The 17,187-nt window shown below is 42.6% G+C and carries 11 protein-coding genes; 5 read left to right on the top strand and 6 right to left on the bottom strand.

Going from position 1 to position 17,187, the window contains the following annotated elements; genetic code table 11:
• Positions 1-255 precede the first annotated feature (255 nt).
• The gene (locus VB836_RS22280) at positions 256-2,436 is read right to left on the bottom strand and encodes an O-linked N-acetylglucosamine transferase, SPINDLY family protein (protein ID WP_323222651.1); all 2,181 of its coding nucleotides are present in this window, start codon (positions 2,434-2,436) and stop codon (positions 256-258) included.
• 194 nt (positions 2,437-2,630) lie between these two features.
• Here VB836_RS22280 and VB836_RS22275 point away from each other — a divergent pair, with 194 nt between their 5' ends.
• Positions 2,631-3,722: an RNA-guided endonuclease InsQ/TnpB family protein gene (locus VB836_RS22275; RefSeq protein WP_323222648.1), complete on the top strand. Its 1,092-nt coding sequence runs from the start codon at positions 2,631-2,633 to the stop codon at positions 3,720-3,722.
• 26 nt (positions 3,723-3,748) lie between these two features.
• Complete coding sequence (locus VB836_RS22270; protein ID WP_235440901.1) at positions 3,749-4,549, top strand: glycoside hydrolase family 108 protein; 801 nt, start codon at positions 3,749-3,751, stop codon at positions 4,547-4,549.
• Positions 4,550-4,594: 45 nt separating this feature from the next.
• Here the strand turns inward: VB836_RS22270 and VB836_RS22265 are convergent, their stop codons facing one another.
• Positions 4,595-5,734 carry a glycosyltransferase gene (locus VB836_RS22265; protein ID WP_323222646.1) on the bottom strand — a complete coding sequence of 380 codons (1,140 nt, stop codon included), beginning with the start codon at positions 5,732-5,734 and terminating at the stop codon, positions 4,595-4,597.
• A 129-nt stretch (positions 5,735-5,863) separates the two neighbouring features.
• Here VB836_RS22265 and VB836_RS22260 point away from each other — a divergent pair, with 129 nt between their 5' ends.
• Positions 5,864-8,989, top strand: a complete 3,126-nt coding sequence (locus VB836_RS22260) for a PAS domain-containing protein (RefSeq protein WP_323222643.1) — start codon at positions 5,864-5,866, stop codon at positions 8,987-8,989.
• Positions 8,990-9,135: 146 nt separating this feature from the next.
• Here the strand turns inward: VB836_RS22260 and blaOXA are convergent, their stop codons facing one another.
• On the bottom strand, positions 9,136-9,984 hold the full coding sequence (gene blaOXA / locus VB836_RS22255) for a class D beta-lactamase (RefSeq protein ID WP_323222641.1): 849 nt from the start codon (positions 9,982-9,984) through the stop codon (positions 9,136-9,138).
• A 481-nt stretch (positions 9,985-10,465) separates the two neighbouring features.
• On the opposite strand from blaOXA, the gene VB836_RS22250 reads away from it, so the two are divergent.
• Together VB836_RS22250 and VB836_RS22245 are read left to right on the top strand one after the other, a co-directional pair.
• A complete protein-coding gene (locus tag VB836_RS22250) occupies positions 10,466-12,760 on the top strand; it encodes a tetratricopeptide repeat protein (protein ID WP_323222638.1) in 2,295 nt (764 codons plus the stop codon).
• Positions 12,761-13,010: 250 nt separating this feature from the next.
• Positions 13,011-14,285 (top strand): DNA/RNA non-specific endonuclease, encoded by a 1,275-nt coding sequence (locus VB836_RS22245; protein WP_323222636.1) that lies wholly within the window; start codon positions 13,011-13,013, stop codon positions 14,283-14,285.
• Between the two features lie 74 nt (positions 14,286-14,359).
• On the opposite strand, the gene VB836_RS22240 is transcribed toward VB836_RS22245, so the two are convergent.
• The 3 genes from VB836_RS22240 to VB836_RS22230 all read right to left on the bottom strand — a co-directional run bounded on the left by VB836_RS22240 (position 14,360) and on the right by VB836_RS22230 (position 17,161).
• Positions 14,360-14,617 (bottom strand): hypothetical protein, encoded by a 258-nt coding sequence (locus tag VB836_RS22240; RefSeq protein ID WP_323222634.1) that lies wholly within the window; start codon positions 14,615-14,617, stop codon positions 14,360-14,362.
• A gap of 253 nt (positions 14,618-14,870) precedes the next feature.
• Positions 14,871-15,971 carry a hybrid sensor histidine kinase/response regulator gene (locus VB836_RS22235; RefSeq protein WP_323222632.1) on the bottom strand — a complete coding sequence of 367 codons (1,101 nt, stop codon included), beginning with the start codon at positions 15,969-15,971 and terminating at the stop codon, positions 14,871-14,873.
• 71 nt (positions 15,972-16,042) lie between these two features.
• Positions 16,043-17,161 carry a hybrid sensor histidine kinase/response regulator gene (locus VB836_RS22230; protein ID WP_323222630.1) on the bottom strand — a complete coding sequence of 373 codons (1,119 nt, stop codon included), beginning with the start codon at positions 17,159-17,161 and terminating at the stop codon, positions 16,043-16,045.
• Positions 17,162-17,187: the final 26 nt, after the last annotated feature.

Here is a 17,187-nt window from a genome sequence, read left to right as displayed (position 1 = left end):
GGACTTAATTACTCTAAATCCTCTGGGAGATCCCCCTAAATCCCCCTTAGAAAGGGGGACTTAATTACTCTAAATCCTCTGGGAGATCCCCCTAAATCCCCCTTAGAAAGGGGGACTTAATTACTCTAAATCCTCTGGGAGATCCCCCTAAATCCCCCTTAGAAAGGGGGACTTAATTACTCTTTTCCCCCCTTTTGAAGGGGGGCTAGGGGGGATTATTGGGGGACTTTAATCTCTAGATTTGAATAACGATGATTAGCGATCGCTTAATAGTTTACCACAAATTTTATAGAGATTTTCAGCAAATAAAGTCGGATTCCATAAGGGCGCTAAATTCGTTGATTCTTTAGCTTTAATTAACTGAGTTTGAACGGTTCTTCTGAAGGCGATATCTTCTCCAAACCGCACTCCCCAGTTAATATATTCTTCCCAAGACTCTGCAACTCCTGCTTCTACACCGACGCCTCGTAGAAAAGAATAGCCCATTCTTGATAAAAATTGTTCGCCTTTTCGAGTCACAACCGGAACCTCAAACCACAACGCTTCTAAGGTGTGAGTCCCGCCATTATAAGGATAGGAATCTAATAATACATCCGCTAAACCATAAACTTGGCGATGTTCTTCTTCGGTGGGAAATCGAGGAATAAACTTGACTCGATGTTGACTAATTCCAACGGCTTGACAAGCTTCCCCATAAGCGCCTTGAAAAACACCTATATCTCCGGTTGCTTTATGGATTAAAATACTATTAGGAACTTGTTTGAGAATAGCAACTTGAGCCTGTACTAATTCTCGGTTAAACTTGCGTCCCGGTGCAACACAGAGATAAACAACCTGATCTAAACCAATGCGGTAAGCTTTGCGAAGATTCTCTCGATTTACCGCCATTCTCTCAAATCCTGAAACGGCGACAAAACTATCAGGCATTCTGACTAATTGTTCAGTATAATACTGTTCACGTCCTTCTGGGTGACTGTGCCAATCACATAAAAAGTAATTTTTTTCTGAAAGATAAGGCGCATCAAACCCTAACCAAGATAGACATACGGGAGCAGGTTGAGCATAAAGAATATCGGTATGAATGGGCATACTAATTGCATCTAAATCGATTAAGATATCAATCTCATCTTGTCGAATTTCTTGGCTAATTTCTCGAGCATCGGGTAAACCGTTGGGATAATGTTTGGGTTCGTAAAGTTTGCGAGAAATTTGTTGAAATAGAGCGGTGCGATCATCAACTTTTGGTCGATCTGTAAAATAAAGATAAATCTCTGGGGTAATTTGGGATAACGCCCGAATAATATCTAAACTACACCAACCCACTGCATGACGATTAAAATGACTGGAAATAATCCCTATTTTTAACTGCTGTTGAGATGATGGCTGAGAATAGTCTAGGAAATAAAGGCTGCGGTTGGGTTGCAGAATTTGCTCGATATAGCGTTGAGAAATTTTTTGAATGAATCGAGAATTTTCGGCTAAATTATCCCGCAAATAGGGTAAACTAAATAATAAGTTCGCATACAGTGAACGAATTTCTATATCTGTGGTGTGGTTGAGATGCTGATCGAGTTGAGATTCTAACACCAAAAATTGGTCTTTAGCAATTTGATTCAACCCCGAGACTTGATGGGTACTAATCGAATAAATCGCCGTCATAATTGGATCGGTATCACTGCACTGTTGACGATAGCGATTAACCGCTTGACGTGCTGCTGCCAAATCCGAAGAATCCCGAAAAATGCCGCATAAATGTTGATGAGCCGGAACTAAATTCGGTTTCACTTCCAGCGCTTTTTCAAACTGGGAAATTGCGGGCTTGTGTTCGCCTCGATAGCGTAAAATCATGCCAATCTGACAGTAAGCTTCGGCGAGATTGGAATCAAGTTTTATCGCTTGCTCCCATGAGTTCATCGCTTCATCTAGCTTTCCTTGAGAAGCCTGTTTATTCCCTTGATTAAAGAAGAAATTAGCACCTGCAAGTTGAGGTTGATATTCAACAGCTTTTTGTTCACAAATTTGGGCTTCCGGTTCGTTTCCCTGTCTTCGTAACGCCAGCGCCAAATTCCAATATACGGCGGCAAAATTGGGCTTCAGCGATAATGCTTGACGATAATAAGTAATTGCTTCATCTAGCAAGCCTTGCTTATAAAACATACTGCCTAAATTGGCATGAGCTTGTGCTAAATTGGGGTCAAGTTCTAACGCCTGAGTATAAGAACGAATCGCCGCATCAATCAAACCTTGAGCTTGTCGAACATTCCCTAACGTCACATAAGCCGCCGCGAAACTCGGTTGTAAGACAATCGCCTGTTCACAATTGGCGATCGCTGAGGTAAAATTTCCCTGAGCATAGCTGATTTCAGCCTGTAGAGTCAACGCTTCAGCAGAATTAGCGTTAAGGTCAGCCGACGATAAACCGAAATCGGGACGCATTAGAACAGTCTTCAGTAAAGGGTCAAGGTAAAAGTTTATCCCCTATTTTAGAAGTTTTCGAGATGTTGATGAAGATTTTATCGCAAATCTATAGGCAAATGTCTCATCTTCTGCTATCTTGAGGCGAGAGCAGTAACTTAGTAGACGATTTATGGTACAACACGGTACTATCTGTAAGATCAGATAATAGATCTATGCAACGAGCCTATCATACCAAGTTAAAACTGAACAACAAACAGAAGACTTTAATGGCGACCCACGCCGGATATTCTAGATGGGTTTGGAATTGGGCTTTAAATCTCTGGAATGAAGCTTACAAACAGGGTTTAAAACCTTCTGCGAATAAGCTTAAAAAGTTCTACACCAATCACGTCAAACCTCAATATTCCTGGCAGTCAACGCTAAGTTCTAGAGTTTATCAATTTGCCTTCATGCACTTGGGAGAAGCATTTAGCCGATTTTTTCAAGGCATTGCTGAACATCCTAAGTTCAAGAAAAAAGGCAGAAATGATAGCTTTACTATTGACAATTGTGGCAAAGTAATGAGGTTTTCAGGGAGGAGATTGAAGCTTCCTTTTATTGGATGGGTTAACACTTACGAAGCCCTTCCTGAAATTCAAACCAAACGAGTCACAATAAGCAGGAGCGCTGATTCTTGGTATTTGTCTGTCGCTTACGAATTTGAGCCAGAACACACCATAAAATCAAGAGTTTATCTGGGTGTTGATGTTGGGGTTAAAGTCTTAGCTACCTGTTCAGATGGTACTGTTTTTGCCAATCCCAGAGCTTACAAAAAAGCTCAAAAAAATCTAGCTCGACTTCAGCGTGAACTTTCTAGAAAACAGAAGGGTTCTAACAACAGGAATAAAGCTAGACTGAAACTGGCAAAAGCACATCAAAGAGTGGCTAACATCCGAAAAGATGCAATTCATAAACTTACCTCATGGCTATGCAAAAATCACGCAGTTATCGGGTTAGAAGACTTGAATGTTTCTGGGATGTTAAAAAATCATAAGTTAGCAGGTGCTATTGCTGATTCTGCTTTTTATGAAATTCGCCGCCAAGTTGAGTATAAGTCCGAGTGGTACGGCTCAGTTGTAGTTTTTGCTGATAGATTTTACCCGTCAACTAAAACCTGTTCAATCTGTGGTCACGTTCAAGAAATGCCGCTTAAAGAACGGGTTTTCAACTGTCAGGCTTGCGGTGAAGTCAAAGATCGTGACTATAATGCTAGCCTAAATTTATTACATTATGCCGAGGGCTTCTCGGCTGATTTGCCTGTCTGACCGGGTGCTGCCGACAGTCCGGGGTGATGCAGGAAATAAACGTTAACACGGTTTATACCGCGTTATATCAGTTTTATAAAGCAGTTTCACCGATTGTAAGCCGTGCCAGCCCTACATCCGGTTGGACGAACTCAACGCTAAATACTCTACCTATTGAACCCGAAAGTTTTGCTATGAACTTGATCCAACCCAATGGTCAAAAACTGCTGAAATCTAACCTGATTCGCGCTATCTTGTTATTAACCCTAACCTTTGCCGTGCCTCTGGGTCGCCTGGGTGTGGCGCAAGCCGTAAATAACTATGAAAAACGCTTATTTGATGCAGCTTTAGCCTTCACGCTGTATTTTGAAGGAGGGTTTAGTGATCACCCTGCCGATGTGGGGGGTCGCACCTACCGAGGAATTCTCCAAACCGAGTATAATGCTTATCGAGCGAGACGGGGTTTACCGCCGCTTGATGTTACGCAAATGTCGGATACTGAACTATTAGAAATTTATCAGGGATATTGGGATGCTTCCCAATCTGCTAAAATGCACCCGGCTTTAGCAATTGTGATGTTTGATACGGCGGTGAATTTTGGAATTCAAAACTCGATTACGTTTTTACAACAAGCGTTAGGTTTACCGCAAACGGGTGTATTTGATGGGTTGACAATCGAAGCACTCAGTCGTGGAAATAACAAATATACGGCGCTACAAATGGTGAATGAACGCATTCTGTATCGTTACAAGCGGGTGCAACAAAATCCCAGTCAAATGGCATTTTTTCACGGCTGGTTGAGTCGAGATTATAGCCTGTGGGGTTACGTTGAAAAAATTCAAAATTAAGTTACGGGTAGGGGCGATTCATTAATAGCCCCTACGGGATACTGTTCACTGTAAAAGTTGGGCGAGATTAGCACAAAATTGATCAAATGCAAATCGTTCGATAGTTTTTTCTCGCAATAAATGGGGTTGATAAAGGTTTGAATTGGGATAGGAACCTTGTAAAATTTTAATAAGATTTTCGGCGATCGCATTAACATCTTCGGGATCAACTAAACAACCTAAATCCCCACCCCATAACGGATCAACAGCACCATCTTGATTCCCGGCTAATACAGGTTTCCCACAGGCTAAGGCTTCGAGATAGACAATACCAAATCCTTCGATTTGACTGGGAAGGGCGAAGACATCACACAAATGATAATAATCATTGAGTTGTTCATCCGGTACAAATCCGGTTAAAGTAACACAATCCGTTAAACTCAGTTGAGTGATCAAAGATTCAATCTCAGGGCGTGCATCTCCTTTCCCGACTAAGAAATAATGAACATTAGGAATTTGGCGGCGAACCTGCACTAAGGCTTGTAAAACTTGATAATATCCTTTATAGGGTGCGGTTGTGAGTCCTAACCGAGAAACCGTTAAAATAATAGGCTGATCCGCCGTTAAGCCGTAGCGTTTCAAGAGGTTCGGCGGTTTAGGGGCGATATCAAAGCGAGTCGCCTGGAAAGTATTGGCTAAAACCTTAACCTGAGTTGGCCGGAGGGACTGTTCTGTTAGTAAGCGATCGCGGGTATAATGACTAACAGTAATCACTAAATTCGCCTGACGTAAGGCTTTTTGATACAGAGGGTGTTGTAGATTCCAAACTTCGTCACCATGAGCGACAATCCAGTAAGGAATCCCTATCAGACGGTATAACCAATAGCAAGGAATACTGTAATTGATATGGGTTGTGATCAATAAACTAGGTCGTTGCCAAATTCCCACCCAAATCATTTGAACTGCCATTAACAGCGTTTGTAGGAGGCGAGGAAACTGACCAAAACAGTGAAAATGGGTTTGAGGAAGAAATAGAGAAGATTGGGGTGTTGGTTGATCATATTTGAGACATACATCGTAGCGGGCATCAGGATAGAGTTGTTGCAAGCCTTGCAGCAAGAAAGCAGAATAGACTTGTATTCCGCCTTTAAATCCAAAAATATTGGGAAAAATCAGCAAGAAGTGTGCTTGATTGAGAAAATCCATTTAAACTTAAGATTAACATCATAATTTTTAGTACAAACCCGATCCAATTATAAAGACTCTATCAATATTCAATATAGTACCGAATCTCAAAAATTTCAAAATCCAATTGAGGCAGTTTCCCCAAAACCCATGTTATTGAATACCCTTTCAGTTTATTCACCCCGTTTTGATGAGATCGTTGATCCGGTATCATTCAGCGTTACCCCCAGTCAGTCGGTTCAAGAAGCGGTGATTTTGATGAGTCAGGTAACAAACCCCAACCACTCAGGCGATCGCCGGACTCGCTCTCAGTATACAGTGGTTGTAGAAGCCGATCACTGTGTTGGGATTTTGGGAGAACATCAGATCGTAGAAGCGATCGCCACCGGAAAAAATCTAGCTGATCTGAGGGTGGCTGAGGTGATGATCACACCAAGCCAGAGTTTAAACGAAGATGATCAGTATGATATCTCTACAATATTATCACTTTTTCAAAATCATCAAATTGATCTACTCCCCGTCTTAAATGCTCAAGGAAAAATTCGGGGTATGATTACAGCCAACCGGATTTTACAAGTTCTAAAACCGATTAATACTTCAAACACAACCCCAGTCGTCAAACAATCAGTTGAACATCCGAAAACCCTGGATAATTCCCCGTTATCAAAACGCCCAGACAAGCATCTAGAAAATGAGGAGTTAAAACATCAACTCATTCAATATATTACTCAACTTCACACCGCACAGCAACGCATCCAACAAGAAACAAATCAACGTCAACTGATCCAACGCATTGATCAAAAACTGCGATCTTCTCAACAAGAAATTCGAGCCTTTCTCGCCGCCTTAACCGATCTGGTTTTAATTGTTCATTTCACAAATGGCTCAATAGAAGTCAAAGATACACCGCCTAGCCAATTTTGTCCGATCAATCCTGAGATTATTAAAGAAACAATTCGACAATTTTCTCGCTCGACTCAGATTGAATATTTTACCGATCCCATTCAACAAGCTCTACGCACTCAACAAGTCGTCAGCTTTGAATATCGTTTGAATACTGATCAAGGCATTTTTTGGTTTAGTGCAAAGATTTCCCCCTTATCTGAGGATACTGTTGTTTGGGTGGCTCAAGATATTACCCCACACAAACAAACAGAACAAGCTTTACAAAAACTCACCGCAGCCCTGGAACATCGGGTGATTGAACGCACCGCCGAACTTCAGAAAGTTAATACTAATCTTAGACAAGTTTTGCGGGAACGGGAACTCACAGAACAACAACTGCGTGATAGTGAACAAAAGTTTCGTCAGTTAGCTGAAAGTATACGAGAAGTCTTCTTAATTTGGTCGGTTGATACCTTTGAACTTCTCTATATTAGTCCCGCCTTTGAACAGATTTGGGGGATGTCTCCCGCGAGTTTGTATGAAAATCCCCGCTTGTGGTTAGAGATGATTCATCCCGAGGATCAACAGAGAATACAAGACAACTTTTTAGAGAGTTTTAAAGAGGGTAATTTTAATCAGGAATATCGGATTATTCGCTCTGATGGAGAAGTGCGCTGGATTTGGACACGCAGTTTTCCCGTGCGTAACGAGTTAGGGGTGGTTTATCGTATTGTCAGCTTGGCGGAAGACATCACCGAACGCAGACGGGTTGAGGAGGCGTTAGCTGAGAGTGAGGGACGCTTGGCGACGTTGGCGGATATCTCTCCGGTGGGGATATTTCGCACTGATATTGCAGGTCATTATCTCTACGTGAACGAACGCACTAGCGAAATTATCGGACAAGGGTTTCGTGAATTTATTGGACAGTATTGGACGACAATGGTACATCCGAGTGATCTTCAATACGTTGAGCAAAGTTGGTTGATGACTCGAAATCACTATCAACCCCTCGAGTTAGAATATAAACTCCATCGTGCCGATGGGATTATCACTTGGGTATTTGCACAGGTGATTCCGGAATTTGATGATTGGGGTGTTGTGAAAGGTTTTGTAGGAACGCTGACGGATATTAGTGAACGTAAGCAAGTCGAGATGGAACTGCAAGAGCTTAATCAACAATTAGAAACGATTGTTGAACAGCGTACCGCACAACTGCAAGAAACCAATGAAAAACTACGCCATGAAATTAACCAACGTCAACAGGTGCAGAATCAAATTGCAGCGAAAGCTTACCAACAAGCAATTATTGCCGATCTCGGACAAAAGGCGCTTTCGGGTATCGATTATGATCAGCTAATTGAACAGACTGTAATTCGAGTCGCTCGTTGTCTCAATGTTGAGTCAGCTCAGGTGTTAGATGTTCCCATTCAAAATCCTGATTTACTGAAGTTATTAACGGCAACTCTGCAACAAAATCATCAACAGGATGACTCAATCGCGTCAGCATCTAAGCAGGCGAAAGATCAGGAAATAGATTTAATTGAACAGCAGATTGCTTTTCCCTCTATTGATAGCCATTCCAATCTTTATGGGATTAGTATTGCGATTGAAAGTTGCAGTTCTTGTTTTGGAATTTTGAGTGCTTCTACCTCTAAACAGAGAGTTTTTAGTCGAGATGATGTTTATTTTCTTCAGAGTGTCGCGCATATTTTAGCAACGGCGATTGAACGGAACCAAACGGAGAGTCAGCTTAAGACTTCTCTCAAGGAAAAAGAAGTTTTACTCAAAGAAATTCACCATCGGGTGAAAAATAATTTGTTGGTTGTTTCTAATATTCTGGAGTTTCAAACGGATTATACTGACAATCTCGAAGTGATTAAAATTCTCCAAGACAGTCAGAAACGGATTGAATCAATGGCGTTAATTCACGAAAAGCTTTATCAATCAACCGGATTAGATCAAATTGATTTTGGAGATTATATTCAAGATCTCGTTAGTCAGCTTATGGAATCCTATGATCCCAATCGAGATTTGATTGAGTTAGAACTTGATGTTGAATCAATTGGTCTGAATTTGGAAACAGCTCATCCCTGTGGTTTAATTTTGAATGAGTTGGTTTCTAATGCTTTTAAACACGCTTTTCCTCACAATCGTTCCGGTAAAATTTGGGTAAAGTTGCATCAAAATTCGGATAACGTTGTTGCTTTAACGGTTCGTGATAATGGGATTGGTTTTCCTCAAAATATCGATTTTCGTCAGGTTGATTCTTTAGGGATGGAATTGGTTTGTACGTTAATGGATCAACTTGATGGTGATATAGAACTGATTCGAGACAATGGTACGACGTTTTATTTGACATTTAAAGAATTGCAGTATCGTCAGCGATACTAATTAAGCAAAAAAAGATCGAATTGTGTTTGAGACCTAGCTAGAAACCTGTTTGTTACCAATGCTGAAACCCAGGCAGGTTGTCGTCGAGGACAGTCATCTATTGCAGTACAGTTCTTTCCCATTTAACTCACTTCTTGATCGCAGCACTATAACAACCCCAAATCCATCAAACACCGCCGAGTTATTTCTTTTCTCGCTCCAAGAGCGGATTGATCTTGAATATCGAGATTTGTAGCAAAAAAGTAAACATTTCCATTTTGCTCTACATAGCCTACATACCAGCCGATCCTAGCAACACCAGCCCACCCTGTCTTAGCACGAATTGTATAGTCGGGCGTTTGTTCCACAATCATAATATCTTTAACCGTAGCAATCGTTTCTTCTGAAAAAGGCAAATCATTGTTGTATAAACGCTGCAAAAACTGAATCTGTTCTTGTGGAGTAATGCGTATCTCCCCATCCAACCAAAAGGTATCAATCTCCTCAGCACTACCAATATTTTGGTTGCCATAGCCTATTTGGGTAATCCATTGCTGCATACGCTTGTAGCCAATCCGTCGAGCTAATACTTGGTAGAACCAGACTGCCGAAACACTGAAAGCACTTCTCATGTTCAAGTCACGGTTCCACTCGGGAAAACTTCTCTCAATGCCATCCCAAGTCAGAACAGAGATATCACTTTCAATAACCCCAGTTTCCAGTGCGATGAGTGAATTGGGAATTTTAAAGGTTGAAGCGGGTAGAAAAGCTGTGGTGTTCCGTTCAAGATTATGTTGGTATATCAGATTTTGATTCAAGTCAGAAATTATGATTGAGCCTTCTATATTTAGCTCATCAAAATGCTTAGAAAAATTTGGTTGTGCGTCTCCAAACTGCTGAGATACCTGTGAAACTGTGGATTCAAAACTGAGTGAGCCTTGAACTGGCTTGTTCAAGAAAATCGCACAACAAGCACTAACAAGAAAGTAGCTTAAAAAACTGAAAATGCGCCCCATCACTCTTCCTTTAAAGTTAATCCTGTCTTTTGTAGAGTGGGAGCTACATCGGTTTCCGGTTGAATTCCGGAAAATTCGTCAAGGTACATATGTTAATGATTTCACCCTGAGCGTAAGTTTCTGTACAGTTGCTACTCAAACCCCGATAAGCCGAATTGTCGCCTGCGTAAATGTTCGGCAATGTGAAAAGTTAAATTTTTAAAGTTTCAGCATTTTTAATTTTCGTATTTTGAAATTGGTGAAAATCTGTTTTCGGCTGGGGAGGCTAAAAAAGGGATCTTTTTTTCTGTACTGCTATTGCAGTTGGCGAGTACCTCCCGTTTTACCCCGAATTACGGTGGGCATGATGAAGGGAATATTGAGTGAGTGCCTTGAGCCAGCCAATCACAGGCACACGGTAGAAGCCCCGGTCAAGATCAGGACGTTTAATCCTTATTTCTGGGGGCTAAAGCATTACTAACTGTTAACATCGTTCTTCAATATGAAGCGTTTACTGTCCCTCATTTGTCTACTCGGCTTTGGAGCCAGCCCCATCCTCAGTTTCTCCACTGGGGTGTCCGCAACTGCCCAGACTAAGCCCACAGAAATCTCAGCCTTCTGCCAGAATGAGCAACAGGTCTATGCCTTTGCTCAATGGACAAGACTGGTTTACGGGCCAGTTGACCCCAGCTCTGTGTCGGCTGGCAAGACTGACAACATTACGCAAATACTTAATCTGCTCAAAGCTGCTAGCGGGACTCCGCGCACCACCCAACTCGCCATTGATCGCTTCACCCCATTGTTGCCGAGTCTAATTGAACGGACTCCTGCGGCTCAACGAGCGCAACTCCTCCCCCTTGTCGATCAACTCGTGACGATAGCCAAAGCTCTCCCCCCTGGCTACAACTATGCCCAAAGCCGCGCCCTAATTGCTGCCGCGATCGCCTACAACAAGTTGAATCAACCATCGCGCAGTACACCGCTACTCCAGCAGGCCAATCAAACCCTTGTTGGAATTGCAGTTCCCTCGCTTAAGGCAGAAACCCAGTGGAGCTTGGCGGAAGCTTGGTTTACGATGGGTCAAAAGTCTCTTGGACAAGCCAGCCTCGCCGCCGCGACGGCAACCCTCAAAACGCTATCCCCCAAATCGCCTCCCCTAGAAAACAACCTTCCCAATCAATTAGTGGATAGCTATCTGCGTCAGGGGCAATGGTCTCAAGCGGAAGCGGCGGCGCGAGCAATTCCGATACTGACCCAACAAAGTGAACAACTGTTTCGGATTGCATCCGCCTACCTGCGGGCTAAACAAGTCAAACCCGCCCTCGCCCTGTTTGACAAAACAATCGCCCAATTGCTCAAAGCTTCCCCCATCCCTCAGAGTAGTGCCGATGTTGCGACAGAGGGCATTATTTCCTTTGCTCAGGCGGGCGGCGTAACGACGGCGATTCAAGCGGCGAAACAGTTGCCGAGCCAGAAACCCGCGCTGCGTGCCAAGGCTTGGTTAGCGATCGCCGGAGAAGCCCGCCAGCAAAAACGCCCCAAGGAAGCAGCCCTGGCTTTAGAACAGTTGGTTGCTGCGGGTCAAATCGGCAAAAAACAGGGCTTCGGCTCAGGTTTTGGCACTCTACGCGATGTCGAATGGAGCGGTTCGCTCTACGACCTCAGCCGCAGTCAGGGATATGTACCTGAAATGCTCCAGTTTATTGAACGACTCAATCTCAAAACCCAGGCGGTTGAGTTTTTAATCACTGAAGCAGTCCGAGCCAAACGCTTTGACGAAGCCCAACGACTGATCCCCAAGCCCATGCGGCTTGTGATTGATGTTGGAGTGTTTGAAGTACAGGACAGTTGGCGGTGGTGGGTAGCTGGTGTTGCAGCCCAGGAGGGCAAACCGCAGCAGCTCATTGCTCTGAGTGAAGAGATTTTACCCAAAGTGGGAACCAGTAGTCCGATAGAATTGTCTCCCTGGAACATACCTGAGACTCTGGATATCTCTCCATCCTCCAGCAATAGTCCGCCTTACTTTCTGATCGATATTCGTCCTGCTCCGTCCCTCCCAGAAGGCATAGCGATACAGGCTATTCATCTGCTCCAGCTACAGGGACAGACTGAAATGGCTGGGCGGCTCGGCACGGCGCTCGCAAACCAAGCCGAAGAACTCCTCCGTCGCCAGCCGACGGTTAAGCTGTATGCGGATCAGCATCCGCTCCTGTGGGTACATAATTTAGAACGCTACCTCCGTCTTCAGCAGCAAACCATAACGGCTGATCGCCTCTATGCGTTGGAGGTCGATTATCTCAAGCAGATTGAAGATTTGGAGCAACGGGCGGCTCTCATCCCGTTTACTTCCAGTTTAGATGATCCACGAGGGGCGATCACCAATTTTATCCAATTCGCCGAAACTATGGGTGTAGCTGACCAAACTCAGACAGCTAAACGAATTTTTGAAGTCGCCGTATTTTCAGGTCAAACGGATATTATGACCGAATGGCGACCCCGCGCCCAGTTCTCTCCCCGTGAGCAAGCCGATCTGATGATCCAGGCTGCAAGGATGGTTGCGGTTCTAGAGGAAAAGATTGTCCGATATGACCAAATCCTCAAACTGATTCAGGAGCAACCCCAGAATAGTCTATTAATCAACAATTATGAGTTGAATTCCATGATTGAAAGCTATCTTTTTAAGGGGCAAATAGACAAAGTAAAACAAGTGATTTCCTTGATAGATGATTCACATGAAGCGAGAAGACAGCAAGAGCGATTAGATTGCTTAACTACAGCAAAAATTACCCCTGATTAGTTTGCAAACAGCTCACATTGCTCCGTCAACCTCTCCCTTTGACAAATTTTGATGTTTATAGGCACTCGCTGATGATGTATGTTAATCACCTCAATTTGTAGCAGCTTGTGCAACAATATTATTGTTTGTTAAACGCAGGTCGCAGCATCAAAGGATCTGCATCAGAAAACTCTCAAAGTTGGCGTTTTCATCTACGTTAGCGCAATAGTTCGAGAACAGTTAAATTTCTAGAAAAAGGAATCATTCGATCATGGCGGGTTACGATCCGAATTTTCTCGGGAATAATATTATCCTTCCCGTGCCGACTTTCACCCCATCCTTGGCGGGTGATGTCCTTCACAACTCCCTGTTAGCGGATGAGATTTTCGCTCACTACGTCAACTATTCAATTATTACCCATCGCGTCAGACGTTCGCCAATTATTGCTTGCTTTAATGTTGATCAGAATCTTTACAAAAATGTCCCAAGAACTAAGGATTGGAAAATTGATAGCCGTATCGGTGCGGATTTTCAACTCGATAATGACTATTATCGGAGTAATCCTTGGGATCGCGGACATTTAGCCAGACGGGCGAGTGTGGCTTGGGGACAAACAACACGAGAAGCTAAACGGGCTTCTGATCAAACGTTTTACTATTCCAATGGATCGTTACAGCACGAAAACTTTAATCAAGATGAATGGCTGGCTTTAGAAAATTGGGTGTTTGACCTGAATCTAGATAGTAATGGTAAAATTACCGTTTTCACCGGGCCTGTTTATGGGGATTTTTCCCGAATAATTACCCCTCCCGGACGAGAAGCCGCATTAATTCCTTCGGCTTTTTTTAAGGTAGTTTGCTTTGTCAATAAAGACACCCATCAACTGGATGTTCGCGCCTTTTTGATGTTTCAGGATGAAGGTGCTTTGGCAGATAAAACGGGTCATAAAATGTTCAATTTTCAAAACTATCAAGTGACGATTACTGAAATTGAAAACTTGACTGGTTTGGAATTTGATGATGAGATTTACGAGAAAAATCCTCTGTTATTTAATGAAAATCCCGAAAAGCGAGAGCAACTGAATATCGAACAATTTCCCGAACGGATTGAGGTCGATGAACCCGAAGAAATGGTTTCGGGTTCCGAACCCCGAGATGCGATTGCTGATGATCACTTTCCCGTTTTCATTGCGGCGGCGATGGTCAATCCATCGGCTGATGAACGGGAATCCGAGTGGGTTTCTATTATCAATCTTTCCAATGAACCCGTTAATTTGGAGGGCTGGACGTTATCGAATACCAAACATGAACCGTTACAACTGAATCAGGTTTTAAAGGAATCTGAACGAATTTTACAACCGGGAGAAGCGGTGAGAATACAGCCTCTAAGTCCGGTGATGTTATCGAATCAGGGCGGGGTGATTAGTCTTTATGAGAAACCCCAACCCAATCAATCCAAAGGTATACGAGTTGACCGAGTTCAATACAGTCTAAAAGAAGCCGAACAACAGGGAATTCCCGTAAGATTTCTGTACCGGGGTCGTTAACGATTGGACTGGGGGAATATTCTTTTGATGAAGAATTAACGCTAACTCTTCCTAAGTTAATTTAGTGAGAATCGTTAACCTTCACCCCCTTCGCCACCTTCGCCATCATCATCATCATCATCATCATCATCTTGTTCTTGTTCAGCTTCTTCGCCAGCTTCGCCCCCTTCAGGAGCGGGAGCGGGAGCCACTTCTTCTGTGGTTTCTCCAGCTTCGCCCCCTTCGCCCCCTTCTTCAGAGTCGCCGCCAACTTCACAGCCTGCTAACGGACTTATCAAACCCAATAATAATGCTAAACTAACAGCTTTTGCAGCGATTTTTTTGTCTGTCATTCTAACCTCACAATTAAAGAACGTCTAGTAAGCGATCATCAATTTCCAGAATTTAGCACATTCTCCTAGAATGTCGAGTTTTTGAACAAAAGTTTACATAAAATTCAAAATTCATCTTCATTTTTATAGACTGAAAAACAACAGCAAAATCAAGCCAATCTATTAATACAAGAGTTAAGAAGTTCAAGCTTTTGACGTTCACCTTGATATTTTATGAACTCAAGTATCGTCCTCAAATTCCGGTTGAAGACTTTTAAGATTGATCAGGTGTCGGGAGTTCAACTCGCACAGTGGTTTGTTGATTGGGTTCGCTTTCAATCATCAATTTTCCGCTATGTAACTCGACTAAACGCCTGACAATACTCAAACCCATTCCCGATCCTTGTTGTTCATAAAGTTTGCGTTCAAATTGTAAATAAGCGCCCATTTTTTGAATGTGTTCCGGTGTCATTCCCCGTCCTTTATCGATAACAGAGAGAATAAATTTATCCTTCTCTACTTCAGTTTTCACGTAAACAGGTGTTCCGGGTTGGGAGAATTTAAACGCATTATTCAGCAATTCTTCGACTAATTTTGCGAGTCGATTCGCAGCCATTTGTACGGGAGAATCTTGAAGTTTGAGCTGTAAATCAGCTTCTCGATTAAACTGTCGAGCTTGTTCTTGAGCAGCATCATCAATCAGGGAATCTACAGAATTGACAGAACTTTTTTGTAACGCTTGAATTCTCTGATTATTCGTCGCAATCAGTTCTAAGTCTGCATAGAGTAAAAAGTTAATAATCAGGCGATTGAGGCGTTGGCTAGAGGTGCGAATATCTTCCAAGATCATTCGCATCTCGGCAACATCAAGATCTTCTAATTCTAATAAGAGTAATTCGGTATTTCCCAAAATACCATTAAGCGGGGTTCGCAGTTCATGGGGTAAAGAATGGGTAATACTACGCCGTAAATCATCCAGTTTTATCTCAGATTGCTTCTCAAAGATCTCCTGCTTTTTTAGCCTGGTTCTAACTGCCTCCAATAATTCTTCTGCGGTGCAAGGTTTGGTTAAATAGTCATCTGCTCCTAACCCCATTCCTTGACGAATATCGGAGTATTCAGCCTTAGCCGTCAGGAAAATAAACGGAATTGTCGCTGTCGTTGAGTTAGAACGTAAAGCACTTAAAACCCCATATCCATCGAGTTCAGGCATCATCACATCACAGAGGATTAAATCCGGTAAATGTTCACTGGCCTGTTGAAATCCAATGCGGCCATTTTCAGCACTGATCACTTCAAAGTCTTCTATCTCTAACAATTCGACAATATTTTCTCGAATGGCTTCTTCATCTTCTATGACTAAAATTTTACTCATAATCTGAATTTTTTTGATTTAAAGGCACTATGAAAAGGTTTGAATTACCCAGTTTTTATTATATCAATCATTCAACCAAGATTAACAGAAGATTCAACCCAGGGAAGGATCACGGTGAAGGTTGTCCCGGTTCCGGGTTCACTCTCAACGGTGATTTCGCCTCCGTGCAAGTCTACCGCCTGTTTGACAATGGACAAACCCAGTCCTGTTCCTTTAATCTCGCCGACGTTTGAGGCTCGTTCAAAGGCTTGAAAGAGCTTATCTTTGTACTCCGGAGGTAGTCCAATTCCTTCGTCTTGAACCCGAAAGGTGACTTTTTGAGAGTCTTGGATGAGATCAAAGTGAACAGTTCCCCCATCAGGAGAATATTTAATTGCATTAGACAGTAAGTTCGCTAAAATATGATTGAGGAGCTTTTCATCTAACATAACCTCTCCCTCAAAATCCGATTTATAGTTAAACTCAAGCCGATGTTTTTCAGTAAGTAAAGCTTGAAAACCATCTGCTAAATTAGAGGAATACTGTCTCAAATTCAGCGATACAGGTTGGAAGACCATTTTACCCGACTCTGCTCGACTCAACAGTAACACATCTTCGAGCAACTGATTCATATTTTTTATCGCTAATTTGATGCGGTTGAAATGTTTGGATTTTTTATCCGTTGTTAATTTTTGATCATAATTTTCCAGTAAATCAGCCGACATTTGAATCGCCGATAAAGGGGTTCGTAAATCGTGAGAGGCTATCGATAATAATCGGCTTTTTTCTTCTTTGCTCAATTGGACATTTTCTAAGTTCTTTTGTGCGTCCAGTTGGGCTTGATGTTTTCGCAAGGCTAACTTAATCGTGGCGTGAAGTTCTCGCTCTTTATAGGGCTTCAATAAATAGCCATAAGAACCTGTTTGTTCGGCTCTATCTAATGTGCTATCATCGGCATAAGCCGTCACATAAATCACCGGAATATTAAAGCGTTGATGCAAGAGTTCAGCCGTTTCAATTCCGTCCATCTCGCCTTTGATGACGATATCCATCAAGACTAAATCCGGTTGAGTTTCTGCAACTTTTTCTAGAGCTTTTTCACCGGAAGATACAATATCAACAACAGTATACCCTAATTTTTGCAGTTTTCGAGCTAATCCTTTGGCAATTAATAGCTCATCTTCGACAATCAAAATTTTCACTTCGCTCATAATTAATCACCCGTTTTTTGAGGAAA

The sequence above is a fragment of the Limnoraphis robusta BA-68 BA1 genome, from assembly GCF_034932365.1.
GTDB lineage: Bacteria > Cyanobacteriota > Cyanobacteriia > Cyanobacteriales > Microcoleaceae > Capilliphycus > Capilliphycus robustus.
The sequence above is the reverse complement of the archived record's forward strand: the minus strand, read 5'-3'. Positions and strand labels throughout refer to the sequence as shown.

Coding starts and splice junctions, on each gene's coding strand:
- VB836_RS22280 (WP_323222651.1), bottom strand. CDS start 2,436: ATGCGTCCCGATTTCGGTTTATCGTCGGCTGACCTTAACGCTAATTCT.
- VB836_RS22275 (WP_323222648.1), top strand. CDS start 2,631: ATGCAACGAGCCTATCATACCAAGTTAAAACTGAACAACAAACAGAAG.
- VB836_RS22270 (WP_235440901.1), top strand. CDS start 3,749: ATGCAGGAAATAAACGTTAACACGGTTTATACCGCGTTATATCAGTTT.
- VB836_RS22265 (WP_323222646.1), bottom strand. CDS start 5,734: ATGGATTTTCTCAATCAAGCACACTTCTTGCTGATTTTTCCCAATATT.
- VB836_RS22260 (WP_323222643.1), top strand. CDS start 5,864: ATGTTATTGAATACCCTTTCAGTTTATTCACCCCGTTTTGATGAGATC.
- blaOXA (WP_323222641.1), bottom strand. CDS start 9,984: ATGGGGCGCATTTTCAGTTTTTTAAGCTACTTTCTTGTTAGTGCTTGT.
- VB836_RS22250 (WP_323222638.1), top strand. CDS start 10,466: ATGAAGCGTTTACTGTCCCTCATTTGTCTACTCGGCTTTGGAGCCAGC.
- VB836_RS22245 (WP_323222636.1), top strand. CDS start 13,011: ATGGCGGGTTACGATCCGAATTTTCTCGGGAATAATATTATCCTTCCC.
- VB836_RS22240 (WP_323222634.1), bottom strand. CDS start 14,617: ATGACAGACAAAAAAATCGCTGCAAAAGCTGTTAGTTTAGCATTATTA.
- VB836_RS22235 (WP_323222632.1), bottom strand. CDS start 15,971: ATGAGTAAAATTTTAGTCATAGAAGATGAAGAAGCCATTCGAGAAAAT.
- VB836_RS22230 (WP_323222630.1), bottom strand. CDS start 17,161: ATGAGCGAAGTGAAAATTTTGATTGTCGAAGATGAGCTATTAATTGCC.